General features: G+C 47.9%; 14 protein-coding genes. 6 read left to right on the forward strand and 8 right to left on the reverse strand.

Annotation, left to right across the window (positions count from 1 at the left end):
• Positions 1–93 precede the first annotated feature (93 nt).
• The 6 genes from mnmE to rpmH all read right to left on the reverse strand — a co-directional run bounded on the left by mnmE (position 94) and on the right by rpmH (position 5,005).
• Positions 94–1,485, reverse strand: coding sequence for a tRNA uridine-5-carboxymethylaminomethyl(34) synthesis GTPase MnmE (gene mnmE, locus FCL45_RS23590; RefSeq protein ID WP_136795128.1), 1,392 nt, complete (start codon positions 1,483–1,485; stop codon positions 94–96).
• 38 nt (positions 1,486–1,523) lie between these two features.
• Positions 1,524–2,468 (reverse strand): Jag family protein, encoded by a 945-nt coding sequence (locus FCL45_RS23595; protein WP_136795129.1) that lies wholly within the window; start codon positions 2,466–2,468, stop codon positions 1,524–1,526.
• Positions 2,469–2,544: 76 nt separating this feature from the next.
• Positions 2,545–4,197 carry a membrane protein insertase YidC gene (gene yidC, locus FCL45_RS23600; RefSeq protein ID WP_136795130.1) on the reverse strand — a complete coding sequence of 551 codons (1,653 nt, stop codon included), beginning with the start codon at positions 4,195–4,197 and terminating at the stop codon, positions 2,545–2,547.
• A gap of 74 nt (positions 4,198–4,271) precedes the next feature.
• The gene (gene yidD / locus FCL45_RS23605) at positions 4,272–4,472 is read right to left on the reverse strand and encodes a membrane protein insertion efficiency factor YidD (RefSeq protein WP_228721527.1); all 201 of its coding nucleotides are present in this window, start codon (positions 4,470–4,472) and stop codon (positions 4,272–4,274) included.
• Positions 4,473–4,500: 28 nt separating this feature from the next.
• Positions 4,501–4,857, reverse strand: coding sequence for a ribonuclease P protein component (gene rnpA / locus FCL45_RS23610; RefSeq protein WP_228721406.1), 357 nt, complete (start codon positions 4,855–4,857; stop codon positions 4,501–4,503).
• Between the two features lie 10 nt (positions 4,858–4,867).
• Complete coding sequence (rpmH, locus tag FCL45_RS23615) at positions 4,868–5,005, reverse strand: 50S ribosomal protein L34 (RefSeq protein ID WP_136795133.1); 138 nt, start codon at positions 5,003–5,005, stop codon at positions 4,868–4,870.
• 313 nt (positions 5,006–5,318) lie between these two features.
• On the opposite strand from rpmH, the gene FCL45_RS23620 reads away from it, so the two are divergent.
• The 3 genes from FCL45_RS23620 to lgt are packed head-to-tail and all read left to right on the forward strand — an operon-like array spanning position 5,319 to position 8,895.
• Entirely contained in the window at positions 5,319–6,155 is an 837-nt protein-coding gene (locus FCL45_RS23620; protein WP_136795134.1) for a class I SAM-dependent methyltransferase, read from the forward strand.
• Between the two features lie 43 nt (positions 6,156–6,198).
• Positions 6,199–8,085, forward strand: a complete 1,887-nt coding sequence (gene mnmG / locus FCL45_RS23625) for a tRNA uridine-5-carboxymethylaminomethyl(34) synthesis enzyme MnmG (protein WP_176360094.1) — start codon at positions 6,199–6,201, stop codon at positions 8,083–8,085.
• A gap of 6 nt (positions 8,086–8,091) precedes the next feature.
• Positions 8,092–8,895, forward strand: coding sequence for a prolipoprotein diacylglyceryl transferase (gene lgt / locus FCL45_RS23630; protein WP_136795136.1), 804 nt, complete (start codon positions 8,092–8,094; stop codon positions 8,893–8,895).
• A gap of 30 nt (positions 8,896–8,925) precedes the next feature.
• Here lgt and FCL45_RS23635 read toward each other — a convergent pair whose 3' ends face one another.
• The gene (locus FCL45_RS23635; protein ID WP_136795137.1) at positions 8,926–9,198 is read right to left on the reverse strand and encodes an HU family DNA-binding protein; all 273 of its coding nucleotides are present in this window, start codon (positions 9,196–9,198) and stop codon (positions 8,926–8,928) included.
• 301 nt (positions 9,199–9,499) lie between these two features.
• Complete coding sequence (locus FCL45_RS23640) at positions 9,500–10,168, reverse strand: response regulator (protein ID WP_136795138.1); 669 nt, start codon at positions 10,166–10,168, stop codon at positions 9,500–9,502.
• Positions 10,169–10,512: 344 nt separating this feature from the next.
• Here FCL45_RS23640 and FCL45_RS23645 point away from each other — a divergent pair, with 344 nt between their 5' ends.
• The 3 genes from FCL45_RS23645 to nhaD all read left to right on the forward strand — a co-directional run bounded on the left by FCL45_RS23645 (position 10,513) and on the right by nhaD (position 14,926).
• On the forward strand, positions 10,513–11,115 hold the full coding sequence (locus FCL45_RS23645; RefSeq protein WP_136795139.1) for a carbonic anhydrase: 603 nt from the start codon (positions 10,513–10,515) through the stop codon (positions 11,113–11,115).
• Between the two features lie 39 nt (positions 11,116–11,154).
• Entirely contained in the window at positions 11,155–13,317 is a 2,163-nt protein-coding gene (locus FCL45_RS23650; RefSeq protein WP_136795140.1) for a SulP family inorganic anion transporter, read from the forward strand.
• A gap of 181 nt (positions 13,318–13,498) precedes the next feature.
• Positions 13,499–14,926: a sodium:proton antiporter NhaD gene (gene nhaD / locus FCL45_RS23655; protein WP_136795141.1), complete on the forward strand. Its 1,428-nt coding sequence runs from the start codon at positions 13,499–13,501 to the stop codon at positions 14,924–14,926.
• Positions 14,927–14,943: the final 17 nt, after the last annotated feature.

Here is a 14,943-nt window from a genome sequence, read left to right on the forward strand (position 1 = left end):
CAAATGGGGTATCGCCTGGCGATGCCCCATTTGTTCGATCACCGATCTGAGCGATGAAAAACACAGAGAAGAACTTCACCAGGCAACAGATTATTACTTGCCAAGACAAAACTGTTCAAAAATAACGTCAAGGATATCTTCTGTGGTCGTCTCACCAACAATCTCACCAAGTTGATCGAGACATTCCTGTAATTCGACCGCGATCAGATCACTGGTTAACCCCATATTCAATGCTTCCTGAATCCGGATACAAGCTTCATTGGCTTTTTGCAGCGCCAGCTTATGCCGCATATTCGGCGCACAAGCAGTCTCCTCCCACTGCTCACTACCGGACGCCACACGATTAAAAATCGCTTTCTTCAGTTCCTCGATACCATGCTGCTCTCTGGCTGATATATAAACAGCCGGAGCATCGGTACCAAGAGGCCTGGTAAAGCCTTCATGAACTTTGCACACATCGGTTTTATTAACCAGCACCAGTAAAGGCTTATGAGCAACTGACTCATAAAGGCGGACGTCTGCAGCAGATATTTCCCGAGCTCCGTCGAGCATGAACAGCACCAGGTCTGCCGCGTTAATCAACTCCTTCGCTCGCTGAATTCCGAGTTCCTCAACAGTCTCGGCATCTTCCCTGATACCCGCAGTATCAACAAGTCGTACCGGCATTCCGAGAATATCTATATATTCTTCAATTGTATCTCTGGTTGTCCCCGGGATCTCTGTAACCAAGGCCCGCTCTTCCTGCAATAGAGTATTGAGCAGGCTTGATTTGCCGACATTGGGAAGCCCGGCTATAACCACTGAAATCCCTTCCCGATAGATCTTGCCCTGCTCTGCACTTCGCAAAAGTTTGTCCAGCGGTGATGCCACTTCAGTGTCCAGCTGGCTGATAAGATGGCTGTGATCGACAATTTCCACATCTTCATCCGGAAAATCGATCGCCACCTCTATAACCGCCCGCATGTTGGTCAGGCTTTTGCGAATTATATCTATTTGTTGAAAGAGTGAACCGGAGAGTTGTTCCTGCGCCAGATCTACACCTTTGTTGGTGCGGGCAGTGAGAATGTCGATTACCGCTTCTGCCTGGGTAAGGTCGATTCTGCCATTGAGAAATGCTCTTTTGGTGAATTCTCCGGGTTCAGCCAGTTCGACCCCCTGACGGAGAAGCAGTTCAAGCACATTCTGCAATACCAGAAATGAGCCGTGGCAGTGAATTTCGACCACATCTTCCCTGGTATAGGTGCGCGGAGCCTGCATATAAACTGCAAGCACCTCATCAAGCACTTTGCTGTCTGCCGGGTCTGTTACATGACCATAATAAAGGCGATGACTTTCGTAAGCGCAGTTTTTGTCCAACGGCACAAAAATACGGCGCAGAATCTCGAGAGATTCTGCGCCGCTCATTCTGATAATGCCGATTCCACCTGCACCAGGGGGAGTAGACATTGCAGCTATGGTATTTTCCTGATTGAGATGATTGCTCATTTTTTCTCTACAGCTGCGAGCAATCGTGTGCAGGCAGCTTACTCATCACTTGTGGGTTTTGCCCCGTTTTTTCCATTCCTGCCTTTGCGACCACCGCGATTACCGCCTTTTTTGCGGCCGCCACGTCCGGCTTTCCCAGGTTTGTAGATAAGGATTTTTTTGAAGAGTCCGTCTCCAACAGATCGGCTGCGAACTTCTTTGTCTTCCTGGAGTACCATATGTATTTCGCGGCGTTCGGAAGGGTTAAGTGCCGGAAGAACCTGGGTTTTGCCTGTCTCCTTGACTTTAGCAGCATACTCTACGGCTTTCTGCTTGAGTTCTTCAAGCCTGCGCTCACGGAAACTACCGACATTGACCTTGATCCGAAGTCGCTCCGGACACTGTCTTGCCACCATTTTGCGGAGCAGGTATTGAATGGAGTCTAAGGTTTTGCCTTCCGGACCTGCGAGCTCCTCTTCAAATTCACCGCTGACATTGCATTCAACAGCAAGCCCTTCATTGGAAACCGCAACCTCTGAGGGATACCCCATCTTCTCAAGCAATTGTACAAGCTGAGCCTTGACAATTGCAACACTCTGAGCGCTTGCTTCAGTCTCGGCCTCTGCCTCTGCCTCCGCCTCTACTTCGATTTCAGCGGATTCGCTTTTTTCTTCGACTGGGATAGCTGCTTTCGCAATTGGCTCAGCATCATCAACGGATTGAGTTTCATCAGCCACAGACTCTTCAGCGTGTTGCTCCTCAACCGTCTCTTCAGGCTCAGGCTGTTTTGCTGAAGAGATCGCATTCGCGAAATCTTCATCGACATCCTGCTTTAAGGAAACTCGAATTTTGGCCTTTCTGCGAATAAGCCCAAAAATCCCATTTGATCCCGTTTCCAATACCTCGATATCAAGCATTTCCTGTGGAACGTTTAAGGTCTCACAAGCTTTCTTTATTGCGTCTGTAACTTCTTTTCCGAAAAAGTCTTTTTTTTCACCAGACATTGCTTCTCTCTGCTTTTAGGTTTCTCAGCTACCGCGATCCGATCTCATCATGAGATCGGATGCGAATTTGCCGGAATCAGGCTGCCTTTTGCGCCACTTCGCGGTTGATCAACTGCTGCTGGAGAATCGACAACAGGTTGTTGACAAACCAGTAGAGTACCAGACCAGAGGCAAAATTGAGAAACATAAAGGTAAAGATCACCGGCAGGAACATCAGAATTCTTGCCTGAGTCGGGTCAGCTGTCGTTGGGGTGAACTTCTGTTGAATAAACATGGAAGCGCCCATCATCAATGTCAATACTGGAATACCGTGCAGGTATGGAATATCGAAACCAATCCACAATCTGTCTGGCGCCGAAAGGTCGTTAATCCAGAGCATGAACGGCGCATGGCGAAGCTCAATACTCTGCAACAGGACCTTATAAAGTGCAAAGAATACCGGAATCTGTAACACCATTGGCAGACAGCCGCCCAGTGGATTGACCTTATAGGTCTTGTAGAGGCCCATCACCTCCTGATTCATCTTGGTTGGATCATCCTTGTACTTCTCTTTGATCTTCACCATCTTCGGCTGAAGTTTCTGCATATTTTTCATCGACTTCATACCCTTTTGGGTAATTGGCCAGAAAACTGCCTTGAAGAGAACGGTCACCAGGATGATGGCAATACCGTAGTTGTGAACAAATCCGTAAAAGAAGTTCAACAACCAGAGGGTTGGACGGGCGATAAAATCAAAGAATCCGAAGTTTACAGCCTTCTGGAGATTGTGCCCGATCTCCTCCATCACCTTTACTTTTTTCGGTCCGTAGTAGATTCCGTAACTATAGGTCTTCTCGGCTCCTGGCTGAAGCGTGTCCAGATCTCCGGACAATGTGGTGACAGTAAGCTCTTCATCACCTTGCATATGGTAACTGGTGCCGATCCCTTCATATGGGATAATGGCCCTTACGAAATAATGACTGCCGTAACCTGCCCAATCAAAATTACCCTGCAGGGTCATCGGGCCGTCTTTGTACTTCTTGACCTTCACCTCATTGAGATCGCCATTCTGATAACTGGTCGGCCCACGGAAGAGAAAGCCATCAGCCGGACTACCGGTTTTCAGGAATGGAGTGTTGACCTGCTGCAACTGCGGCATTCCCTGAAGAACGCTGCCGCTGGTATTTCGTACAGTCACCGCGAGGTCGAACAGATAACTGTCCTTGGCGAAAGTGTAGGTACGGGTAATAACAAGACCTGCTCCGGCATCAGCTTCCATCACCAGACGGGCCTTGCCATCGCTGAAAGTCACGCCCTCGCTGGTGGCCTTGTAGAGGAGATCCTGACCAACCGCGCCACCCCAGGAAAATTTCAGTGGGTAGCCAGCCGCATCGCTGGAATTGACGAGCTCTTCTCCCGGAGCATTTTCTTCCATTGTATGGAAGTGCTCTTTCAATGAGATCCGCTTCAGCGCGCCACCATTTTCTGTGAACACTGCAGTATACAGATCGGTGTCCACAGTGATATCCCTGGCCTCAGGATGCATTACAACCGGCTGAACCGGAGTAACCATTGCCGGCGCCTGTGTCTCTTGTGGAGTTGCTATTTGCTGGCTACCATCAACTGCGGTACCTTCCACCTGGGTCACAACCTGAGTCTGCTCAGGCTCAAACCCGACAAAAAAGTACTGGTAACCAAACAATATGGCGAAAGATAGAATTACTGCCAATATGGCTCTTTGGATATCCATGTGCTTACCGATTGAATTTACGCCACAGAAATGATCCCGTGGAATGGAAGTTAAATAAGTGTGGCGGCAACCGCTTAGCGCAGAGGATCATAACCGCCTCTCGAAAATGGATGGCAACGCAGTATACGACGAATGCCGAGATATGTCCCCCGTATCGCACCATATTTCTTTAGTGCCTCGATTGTGTACGCAGAACACGTGGGAGTAAAGCGGCAGCTGGGGGGAAGTAATGGGGATATCAAATATTGATATCCGCGAACCATCCACAAGAGCATAATCTTGGGAATCTGAGATATTCTGATCTCAGCTTTCATGTATTGCTCTCCACTTGCGGGTCAGTGGTTCAACCGCTTTACTGATGGAAAGGGGAGAGGTGAATGCGAAGTCAGGCCTGACTGCAAATACGATATCGGCACCGGACGGATAGAGTTCCCGCTCCAAGCGGAACGATTCTCGAATTATCCGTTTGATGCGATTTCTCCTGACAGCACCCCGAATTTTCCGGTTTACACTGATCCCGATCCGGCTGTACCCCAGGTCGTTTGGACAACAGATGAGAGAAAATCCCTTGCCGTGCAAACGTTTGCCCTGGTCATATACCCTATTGAACTCCCAGCCTTTGCGTAGCTGAGAGTCCTTGGGAAATGAAAGTTTTTTCAAAAAAGCTCGGTTATGCGGACAAACGTTTACGACCGCGCGCTCTGCGAGCATTAAGAATTGCACGTCCTGCGCGAGTTGCCATACGGGCACGAAATCCATGGGTGCGACTACGTTTGATGTTGCTTGGCTGAAAAGTACGCTTGCTCATAATTCACTTCCTCTTGTACTAATCCGTGCGCTGCACGGAGTATTCTAAAATTTCCCAGGCCTTTGTCGAGCTCTTTAAACCTGTACATCCTTGATTTATAAGAGCTTGCCTCCCCAATAGCGTTATGCCCAAATTTTATCCGGGGATTTAAAAATCACAAAAGATGAATATTAACCACAGAAGTCACAGACTGTCAAACATTTTCACCTGTCAGGAACACCTCGTCTTGCATAGAACAGTCCGCTATGATACTTTCAGGCGAAATACATGATCTATCGCGTCTCCTGAGTTCAATTGCTTCGGTATCCTCCACATGACAGACTTTGCTAATTATACATACAACGACCTCGACTGGAACCTTCTCTGGCAAAACGCCCGTGACAAAAGAGGCTGGTCCAGCAAAGGCCCATCGGATTGGGATAAAAAATCTGCGTCATTTGCCTCGCGCAACAGCGACTCCCCGTTTACCAGTCTGCTTTTGCAACATTTGCCGCTTACGCCTGAAACAACTGTACTTGATATCGGTTGTGGTCCTGGCACTCTGGCTATCCCCCTGGCCAGAAAAGTCTGTTCGGTAACGGCCATCGACTTCTCACCCGGTATGCTCGATATCCTGCAACAAAACGCCCGAAAAGAACAACTGAAAAACATCCGTACCATTCAGTGCGCCTGGGAGGATAACTGGCAGCAAAAAAATATCAACGTACACGATATAACAATTGCTTCCCGCTCCCTGAACGTCAAGGACATCTCAGGAGCAATTGACAAACTTAACAGTTACGCTGCCAAATACGTGTTTATAGTAGATCGGATTTCGCCTACCCCATTCGATCCCGATCTCTACGAGGCCGTGGGCCGAAGCTTTCAGTCCGGCCCCGATTATATCTATACGCTCAATACATTGTATACTAAAAATATACACCCAAACGTCGTAATTATTGAGCTTGAAAAAGAATTACATTTTGAAAGTCTTGACCAGGCCTTTCTCTCGTATAGCTGGATGTTGAAAGACATGAACGATGAAGAGGAGTTACTGGTCAGGCGCTACCTGAATCAAAAGTCTCAGCCCAACGCGGACGGCAGTATAACAATTATCCGTGAGACACCACCGCGCTGGGCGGTGATCTGGTGGAAAAAAAATCAACATTGAACTTGTGCTGAACAGCACTCCCTAGGATAAGCAAATAAAATCAATGAACGACTACGATGTAATAGTAATTGGTGCAGGCCATGCCGGTTGTGAAGCTGCGCTGGCCAGTGCCCGCATGGGATGTAATACTCTGGTAACCATTATCAACGCTGATACAATTGGTGCCATGTCCTGCAACCCCGCCATTGGCGGATTGGCTAAAGGTCACCTGGTCCGGGAGATAGACGCTCTTGGTGGTGAAATGGCAACAAATATAGACGCCACTTCTATCCAGTTCAGAAGGCTCAATACCAGCAAAGGACCGGCAGTCAGATCATCCCGGGCCCAGGCTGACAGACTCCTTTACCGGCTGCGAATGAAGTCTGTACTCGAAAATCAGAAAAATCTTACGATCAGCCAGACAGTTGCCGACTCCCTCATCGTAGAAGACAACAAAGTTTGTGGCATCACCACTTCTCTCAATGAAGAGATCCGTGCTGCCGCAGTTATCGTTGCCACAGGGACATTTTTAAACGGCCTCGTGCATATTGGGTTGAAGAATTTTCCAGCAGGCCGTCTTGGCGATTCGCCATCCGTTAAACTTGCTCAGTGGTTTAAAGAGGCGGGTTTTCAGGTTGGCCGGATGAAGACAGGTACCGTCCCCAGGCTTGATGCGAATACTATCGACTATTCAGAACTGGAACCCCAGCATAGTGATCAGCCTCCTGCACACTTTTCCTTCGCCTCTTCAGGACGCTATACTCTGCCTCAGCTCCCCTGCCATATTACCTATACCAACGAAACAACACATGAGGTTATCAGGCAGGGAATTGATCAGTCCCCGATGTACACCGGTATAATAGAAGGCATTGGCGCACGGTATTGTCCTTCCATCGAAGACAAGGTTATGCGCTTTCCGGAAAAGCTCAGACATCAGGTTTTCCTTGAGCCGGAAGGTCTCGACACCACAGAAGTTTATCCCAACGGGTTACCCACCAGTCTCCCTCTCAACACGCAGATTGCCATGATCCGCTCAATCAAAGGTCTTGAAAATGCAAAGATTATTCGACCTGGCTATGCTATTGAATATGATTACATTGATCCGCTTGAACTTCGCCCATCACTTGCCACCAAACGCTTTGATGGCCTTTACCTTGCCGGTCAGATCAACGGCACCTCCGGTTATGAGGAGGCTGCTGCACAGGGTTTGATGGCTGCCATCAACGCCGTGCGCTATGTTCGCGGAGAAGAACCATTCATTCTTGATCGTTCTGAGGCATATATAGGTGTACTCATAGATGACCTTGTAACCCTCGGCACTAAAGAGCCTTATCGTCTCTTTACCTCAAGAGCCGAATACAGACTTTTGCTGCGCGAAGACAACGCAGATCTCAGGCTTTGCCAGAAAGGATTTGACATAGGTCTGCTTGACCAGGACCGTTACCAGCATTTCATTGCCAAACAGGCTGCCATCCAGGAAGGACTTGAACTGCTCAAAACTGAAACGGTACGACCAACCAGTGAAATAAGCGATGCACTGGTCGAACTTGGCAGCACCCCGGCTAAACAAAAATATTACCTTGCCGACCTCCTTAGAAGGCCTGAAATTGATCTGCATAAACTTGCCCAACTCCCCCTGGCCGATGTGGTACAGCAAAGGCTGGACAATCTTGCCGCCTCTGATGTCTGCGACGAAATCCAGCTTGAGATCAAATTCCAGGGGTATATTGACCGCCAGCGTGAACAGGTTGAACGATTCAAGAAAATGGAAGCGGTCAAACTGCCTGAAGAACTCGACTACCAATCGATGTCAGGACTTTCCAATGAGGTCGTGGAAAAGTTGACTACAATCAAGCCACTCTCGCTCGGCCAGGCTTCACGCATTTCCGGAGTAACGCCTGCAGCAATATCAGTTCTCCAGGTGCATCTCCGGCGCCGCAGACACCAATAATACACAATGCTCACCTACCCAGAAATCGATCCGGTTCTATTCAATATCGGCGGTCCCTTCCAGGTCCGCTGGTATGGACTCATGTATGTGCTTGGCTTTATTGCTACTTACATCCTGGTGCGGCACCAGATACGCCGCTTTGGCTACAATGAACTCTCAGAGCACTTTGAAAATCTTAATTTCGTTCTCCTGCTTGGAGTTGTACTTGGTGGCAGGCTTGGCTATATCCTTTTCTACAATCTTGATTTTTACCTGGAAAATCCTCTTCAGATGCTTGCCCTTACCTCCGGTGGCATGTCCTTTCACGGTGCATGCATCGCCCTCATCGGGGGGGCCTGGATTTTCACCAGGAAAAACAAGATCGATTTCTGGAAAACAGCCGATCTCTATGCTGCAACGATCCCGATTGGTCTGGGCCTTGGTAGAATCGGCAACTTTATCAATGGTGAACTCTTCGGTCGCACAACTGAAGTCCCCTGGGGGATGGTATTCCCAGGCGGTGGTCCCTTACCAAGACATCCATCCCAACTCTACGAGTCACTGCTTGAGGGCCTTGTATTGTTCATCATCCTCTGGTCACTGAAAAGCAAACCATGGCGAGGCCTCAAAGGATGGCCACACGGTTCGATCCTCTCGCTTTTTCTCATAGGTTATGGAGTCTTGAGATCGTTAGTGGAGCTGGTCCGAGAACCGGACCAGCAAATCGGTTATCTGTTTGCTTCTTTTACCATGGGGCAACTTCTCAGTTTTGCCATGATTTTCACAGGTATGAGCATTTGGCTGTATCGTTCACACCTCACCAGAAGCTAACAGATTCGATTCAATTCAAATAAGGCAGGCTTACTGAACTTTTTCACACAGACGCTTGCCTGGTTTGAATTTCACAACGTTGTGCGCAGGAATGATAATAGACTGTCCGGTCTGGGGGTTACGCCCTTTCTGGGCAGCGCGCTCAACGACCTTAAATGAGCCAAAGCCAACAAGTGTGACACGCTCACCACGCTCCATGGCTTCCACCATGTTCTTAAGTACGATGTTCAGCGCTTTCTCAGCCTGGACTTTGGTAATTCCCCTGGTCTCCGCTATTGCCGCAACCAACTCCCCTTTGTTCATCGTGTACTCTCCTTTTTCCCCTCAAGAAATCTGAACTTCGTTCAATAAACACAAGCATTATTAATGGGTTCAGAGGAAAATACAATTGAGACAATTACCTGTTTTTCGCTAGGTACATATACCTAGTACACCTTCAACTTTCCTATGCTTTTATAATAATATCAATTAATTAAGCAAATCAACAGCAGCAACAACATACCTACTGCATGCAAAAAAAAATGAAAAATTATTGAATTAGTAACATTTCCGCATCAATTATTAGTGTTTCACTTCACCAATATTACAACTATTTCGTTTAATCCTAATATTTGACAGGGGTGACAAAGCCGTTTCGCACGGCAAAATTCACCAGGTCGACGCTATTCTTCATCTGAAACTTACGAAGCAAACTTGAGCGATGGTGGTCGACGGTTCTCGGGCTCAGCCCCAGATTGTCCGCCATCTGTTTGCTGGTATAGCCGTCAACGACGAGTTGGAGTATTTCCTTCTCCCGTTTTGTTAACTGCTGAAAAGGACTTTTCCGTTCTCCTCGATAGGTGTTGATAACATCATCTGCAAAATCCTCAGCAATAAATGGCGAAATATAACTCTTCCCTGATTGGATTTTACGGATAGCGATCAGCAACTCCTCATCAGAATCGTCCTTTACCATATACCCGTCTGCACCTGCAGTCATTGAATGATAAAAATACTGTTTGCTTTTGTGCATGGTCAAGATGAGAACTTTCACCCATGAGCACTTCGCTTTGACCTGGCCCACAGCCTCCATGCCGCCAATCTTCGGCATACTTATATCAAGTATTACAAGATCAACCGGTTGCCTATCAAGGAGCTCCAGCAATTCTTCTCCGTCTCCGACTTCCCCAACAACTTCAAGGTCATCATTTTGAGAAATAATATTCTTAATTCCATGCCTGATCAGTACATGATCATCTGCCAGGACAACCCTATAGGGATGAGTCTCAACCATTTAATTTACCTCTGTCACCTAACATCAATTCATCACACCAGAGCCTGAATGACGCTATAATAGAACACGCTGTAGTGCCCAGTTTTTCCATTGTTTTATTCAATATGCTATGAATATCTCATAATAATCTTATTTACTAACAAAAATATTACCAATCGTGCATATGTGCGCTATAAGCGGACTATTTTTCTTGACTTTCTAGCACAGAGCGCTTTGATTAGTGTCTCCAAATATAATGGGAAAATAGAACCTGCTGATGGTCGCAAACTTTTATGCACGTGTAGAGCCTAGGCTCTTTGAAGTTTATATAGTTTTTGAACTTGAAACCTTAAAGGAGATTTACCATGGGAAACGAACCTATTAAACGCCCCACGGCAAATGAAGCACTGCAGATTTTGAAGGATGGAAATCAGCGATTCATGAACGGTGTCCCCGAGCACCCGAATCACAACGAGGAAGTACGCCAACTACTTTCTAAAGGCCAGGCTCCGATTGCCACGATCCTGACCTGTGCAGATTCCCGGGTTCCGCCGGTCAACATTTTTGACCAGGGACTTGGCGACCTGTTTGTTGTACGTGTTGCCGGAAACGTCATCGGTGATCACTCACTTGGGAGTATTGAGTATGCAGTCGCGCATCTCAACACCAAACTCGTTATTGTAATGGGGCATTCCAGTTGCGGTGCAGTAGCCGCGGTAGCTAGCGGTACAGCGCTCGAAGGCCACATCAACTCTGTAGCACCCGCTATCCAGACCGCATTGAAGAAGGTCCGGGAGGACAGTACAGATGTTGTTAATGATGCATCAAAAGAACTCGCCTGCCATATCGCCCAGAAGATAGCCGAATCGGAGCCGATAATCTCCGACAGGGTACAAAACGGAGATGTACTCGTAATTCCGGCTTATTATGAACTGGAAACAGGAAAAGTCTCTTTTTACGACGCTTGATGCAAACATTAATTTGACATTTATTATTTAGGGTTACCAATGAACATCATTCTTAAATTTTTCCCTTTCCTGTCATGGTTTAAGGACTATGACGGCGGCAAGTTCAAGATTGACCTTCTTGCTGGTATTACCGTTGCTCTCGTTTTAATTCCCCAGTCGATGGCCTACGCACAGCTGGCAGGTCTGCCGGCATATTATGGTCTTTATGCAGCGTTTCTACCTCCTATGGTTGCAGCGCTTTTCGGCTCGAGTCGCCAACTTGCAACCGGCCCCGTTGCTGTCGTTTCACTCATGTCAGCAGCTTCTCTTGAGCCGCTCGCCACTGCAGGATCGGCAGAGTTTATTGCCTATTCTGTCGCGCTAGCACTCACAGTTGGTATCTTCCAGTTCTCCCTTGGCGTGCTTCGCTTGGGGCTGGTGGTGAACTTTCTCTCGCATCCTGTTGTAAACGGTTTTACCAATGCTGCGGCGATTATTATCGCCTCTTCTCAGTTCTCCAAATTTTTCGGGGTGTATGTCGATAAGGCAGAGCACCATTACGAAACCCTCATCCGGGTTGGAGAAGCTGCCATTGATTACACTCATATCCCAACCCTTATCTACGGCATAACGGCTGTTGTTATCATGGTTGGACTGCGCAAGATCAACCCACGTATACCTAACGTGCTGATCGCTGTTGCAATCACTACAGTCTTTTCCTTCTTCACCGGCTTCAACAAGGATTCCGTGGTCGATGTAAGTGCCATGAAGGCTCCTGGTCTGGCTGAAACGATCACCGAATTCAACGGTGTCATCAGCGATATCCAAACACTCGGTGAGGAAAGGGCAGCTGTAGGGCTCCAGGTTGACGAGGAAAATCTAAAGGAAAGCTCAGGGCATGGGCAGTCTATCGATATTATTCGTCTAGAAAGCCAGATCGCCATTCTCACTTCCGAAATGGCCGAACTTAAGCACAAAGCCAGCACCATCAGGGAAGGACTGCGCTACATGAAGTTTGAAGCAGTAGAAACTGATGGCGCGTACACTTTTTATCCCAAGGATAATGTCCCTTCAGACGTTACCACAGATGGCGGCACCTGGAGAATCAAGGTGGGTAACAACGTCCTGGATGCTGCCCAGATCAAGGTCATGGGCGGTGGCGCCATTGTCGGTAAAATCCCTGAAGGATTACCAACACTGTCTGTACCTGAGCTCGACTCAAAGACCTTTTTCAAGCTTCTGCCAACCGCAATTATCATCTCTTTGCTCGGTTTCATGGAGGCAATCGCCATCGCCAAGGCAATGGCTGCCCAGACCGGCCAGAAACTTGATCCGAACCAGGAACTTATTGGTCAGGGTCTTGGTAACATCCTTGGTTCCATCGGCTCCAGTTACGCAGTCTCCGGTTCGTTCTCACGTTCCGCTGTAAACTTGCAGGCCGGTGCCGTCTCTGGTATTTCTTCGGTCGTTACCTCATTGATGGTTGTTATCACCCTGTTGTTCTTTACCCCGCTCCTCTACCATCTTCCACAGGCTGTTCTGGCGGCGGTTATCATGATGGCGGTAATCGGCCTTGTCAATGTAAAGGGCTTCGTCCACGCCTGGAAGGCACAATGGTATGACGGGGCAATCTCAGTACTGAGTTTCCTTATAACCCTGTATTTCGCACCACACCTCGATAAAGGCATCATGGTCGGTGTTGCACTCTCCATGACTGTATTTCTTTATAAGTCCATGAGACCGGTGGTTGCCAGCCTGTCCATGAACGAAGAAAAAGTACTCAAGAGCGCTGAGCACTTCCGCTTGAAGGGTTGCCGCCATATTGCTGTAGTACGGTTCGACGGTGCTCTTTTCTTCGCTAATGCCAGTTATCTCGACGAACAGGTATTGAAATTTCGTACCGATCAGCCTGATCTCCGTTACATTCTGCTTGATGCCCGCGGTATCAACGATATGGATGCTTCTGGTGAGGAGGCGCTTGAGATGCTCGTCAAACGGGTACGCAGTGCCGGTCTCGGCTTTGCCATGTGCGGAATCAAGGGCCAGGTTATCACAGTAATGGAGCGTACCGGCCTGCTCGCCAAGATTGGTGAAGATGAGATTTTTGCTGACAGCAAAGCCGCTGTCGCCGCGTTAATCGACCGTGTGCACACCAACACTGACCTCCCTGAAAAAGGTTGTAAGAGTTGTCCACTGACACAATATATACCTGCTGAAAGCTAATTTTCAGCCAACTCTCAATCGATCTATTGGGCCGCATTTTCTCGCTATTTACAGAAAATGCGGCCTTTTTTCTTCAACTCCTCTTTCCGGCATTGCTTGTCAACAATATCTTTGACTGTTATAGTAGCCCCGTTATCAGTTTTACTGTTTTGGCACCCCACTACAATTGAAGGATCTACCAATGAAAAGGCTATTGTTTATTACGGCTTTTATGGCATCGCTGTGCGGAACTGCATATGCAAGTGCCGGAGCCAGCAGTTCGCATATTGATGTTGCTGCATTGACCACTTCCGCTTTAGGAATCTTTTCGCTGCTTCTCTTTGTTTCAGCGTATGCGCTCGTCATATTTGAAGAGCAACTTCATTTACGTAAATCCAAGCCCGTTTTGCTGGCTGCCGGTGTCATCTGGATATGTGTCGCTATCACCTACTCAGCCCTGGGAGACACCCATAGCGCTGAAGTCGCTATTCGCCACAATTTACTGGAGTACGCAGAGCTTTTTCTCTTTTTGCTCTGTGCCATGACATACATTAACAGTATGGATGAGCGAAATGTCTTTCAGGCTCTCCGTTCCTGGCTGGTCGGCAAAGGCTTTTCCTTCAGGGTGGTCTTCTGGGTGACCGGCTTGCTCTCTTTTTTCATCTCTCCCATTGCAGACAACCTGACTACAGCTTTGCTTATGGGCGCTGTTGCCATGGCCGTTGGTGGCAGTGATAAGAAGTTCGTCACCCTGGCGTGTATCAATATCGTCATCGCCGCAAATGCAGGCGGTGCCTTTTCACCCTTTGGTGATATCACCACCCTTATGGTATGGCAGAAAGGCAAAGTTCAGTTCGCTGAATTCTTTGCTATTTTTATTCCATCGGTCGTCAACTGGATTGTTCCTGCAATTTTCATGAACTTTGCAGTCGCCAACAAGCAACCCAAAGCATCTGGTGACACTAAAACCATGAAACTCGGTGCCAAGAGGATTATTGTATTGTTTCTTCTTACCATCGCTACAGCGGTTTCTTTCCACAACTTCCTGCATCTACCACCCGCAACAGGCATGATGCTCGGACTTGGTTACCTCGGTTTCTTCTCGTACTACCTTAAAAAGAAAGAACATCGTAATTATGATGTCGATGATAACCCGTTAGCGCATCAAACGTACAAGACCCAGCCGCATCCTTTTGATCTTTTCAGAAAGATCGCCCGTGCAGAATGGGATACCCTCCTTTTCTTCTACGGTGTAATTCTCTGCGTAGGCGGTCTTTCACAGTTTGGTTACCTTGCTATGGTGTCCAATTTCCTGTATCACGATCTTGGTGCCACCACAGCCAATGTTATGGTTGGTATATTGTCAGCCATTGTCGATAACATTCCGGTAATGTTTGCAGTACTGACCATGGATCCAACAATGTCTCACGGCCAGTGGCTTCTTGTCACCCTCACCGCCGGAGTAGGCGGCAGCCTGCTGTCAATTGGCTCCGCTGCAGGTGTTGCACTCATGGGAAGCGCTCGCGGAATTTACACTTTTGGCGCTCATTTAAAATGGACTCCTGTAATTGCTCTTGGGTATGCAGCTTCAATCGCTGCTCACCTGCTGATCAATGCCGGACATATGTAGATTTTTATTTAAACTTT

The sequence above is a fragment of the Desulfosediminicola ganghwensis genome (genome assembly GCF_005116675.2).
Lineage (GTDB): Bacteria > Desulfobacterota > Desulfobulbia > Desulfobulbales > Desulfocapsaceae > Desulfopila > Desulfopila ganghwensis.

Excerpts from the sequence above, each read along its gene's own strand:
- FCL45_RS23620 (WP_136795134.1), top strand. The coding sequence starts at position 5,319 with ATGACAGACTTTGCTAATTATACATACAACGACCTCGACTGGAACCTT.
- mnmG (WP_176360094.1), top strand. The coding sequence starts at position 6,199 with ATGAACGACTACGATGTAATAGTAATTGGTGCAGGCCATGCCGGTTGT.
- lgt (WP_136795136.1), top strand. The coding sequence starts at position 8,092 with ATGCTCACCTACCCAGAAATCGATCCGGTTCTATTCAATATCGGCGGT.
- yidC (WP_136795130.1), bottom strand. The coding sequence starts at position 4,197 with ATGGATATCCAAAGAGCCATATTGGCAGTAATTCTATCTTTCGCCATA.
- yidD (WP_228721527.1), bottom strand. The coding sequence starts at position 4,472 with ATGCTCTTGTGGATGGTTCGCGGATATCAATATTTGATATCCCCATTA.
- FCL45_RS23650 (WP_136795140.1), top strand. The coding sequence starts at position 11,155 with ATGAACATCATTCTTAAATTTTTCCCTTTCCTGTCATGGTTTAAGGAC.
- nhaD (WP_136795141.1), top strand. The coding sequence starts at position 13,499 with ATGAAAAGGCTATTGTTTATTACGGCTTTTATGGCATCGCTGTGCGGA.
- mnmE (WP_136795128.1), bottom strand. The coding sequence starts at position 1,485 with ATGAGCAATCATCTCAATCAGGAAAATACCATAGCTGCAATGTCTACT.
- FCL45_RS23635 (WP_136795137.1), bottom strand. The coding sequence starts at position 9,198 with ATGAACAAAGGGGAGTTGGTTGCGGCAATAGCGGAGACCAGGGGAATT.
- FCL45_RS23640 (WP_136795138.1), bottom strand. The coding sequence starts at position 10,168 with ATGGTTGAGACTCATCCCTATAGGGTTGTCCTGGCAGATGATCATGTA.
- rpmH (WP_136795133.1), bottom strand. The coding sequence starts at position 5,005 with ATGAGCAAGCGTACTTTTCAGCCAAGCAACATCAAACGTAGTCGCACC.
- FCL45_RS23645 (WP_136795139.1), top strand. The coding sequence starts at position 10,513 with ATGGGAAACGAACCTATTAAACGCCCCACGGCAAATGAAGCACTGCAG.
- FCL45_RS23595 (WP_136795129.1), bottom strand. The coding sequence starts at position 2,468 with ATGTCTGGTGAAAAAAAAGACTTTTTCGGAAAAGAAGTTACAGACGCA.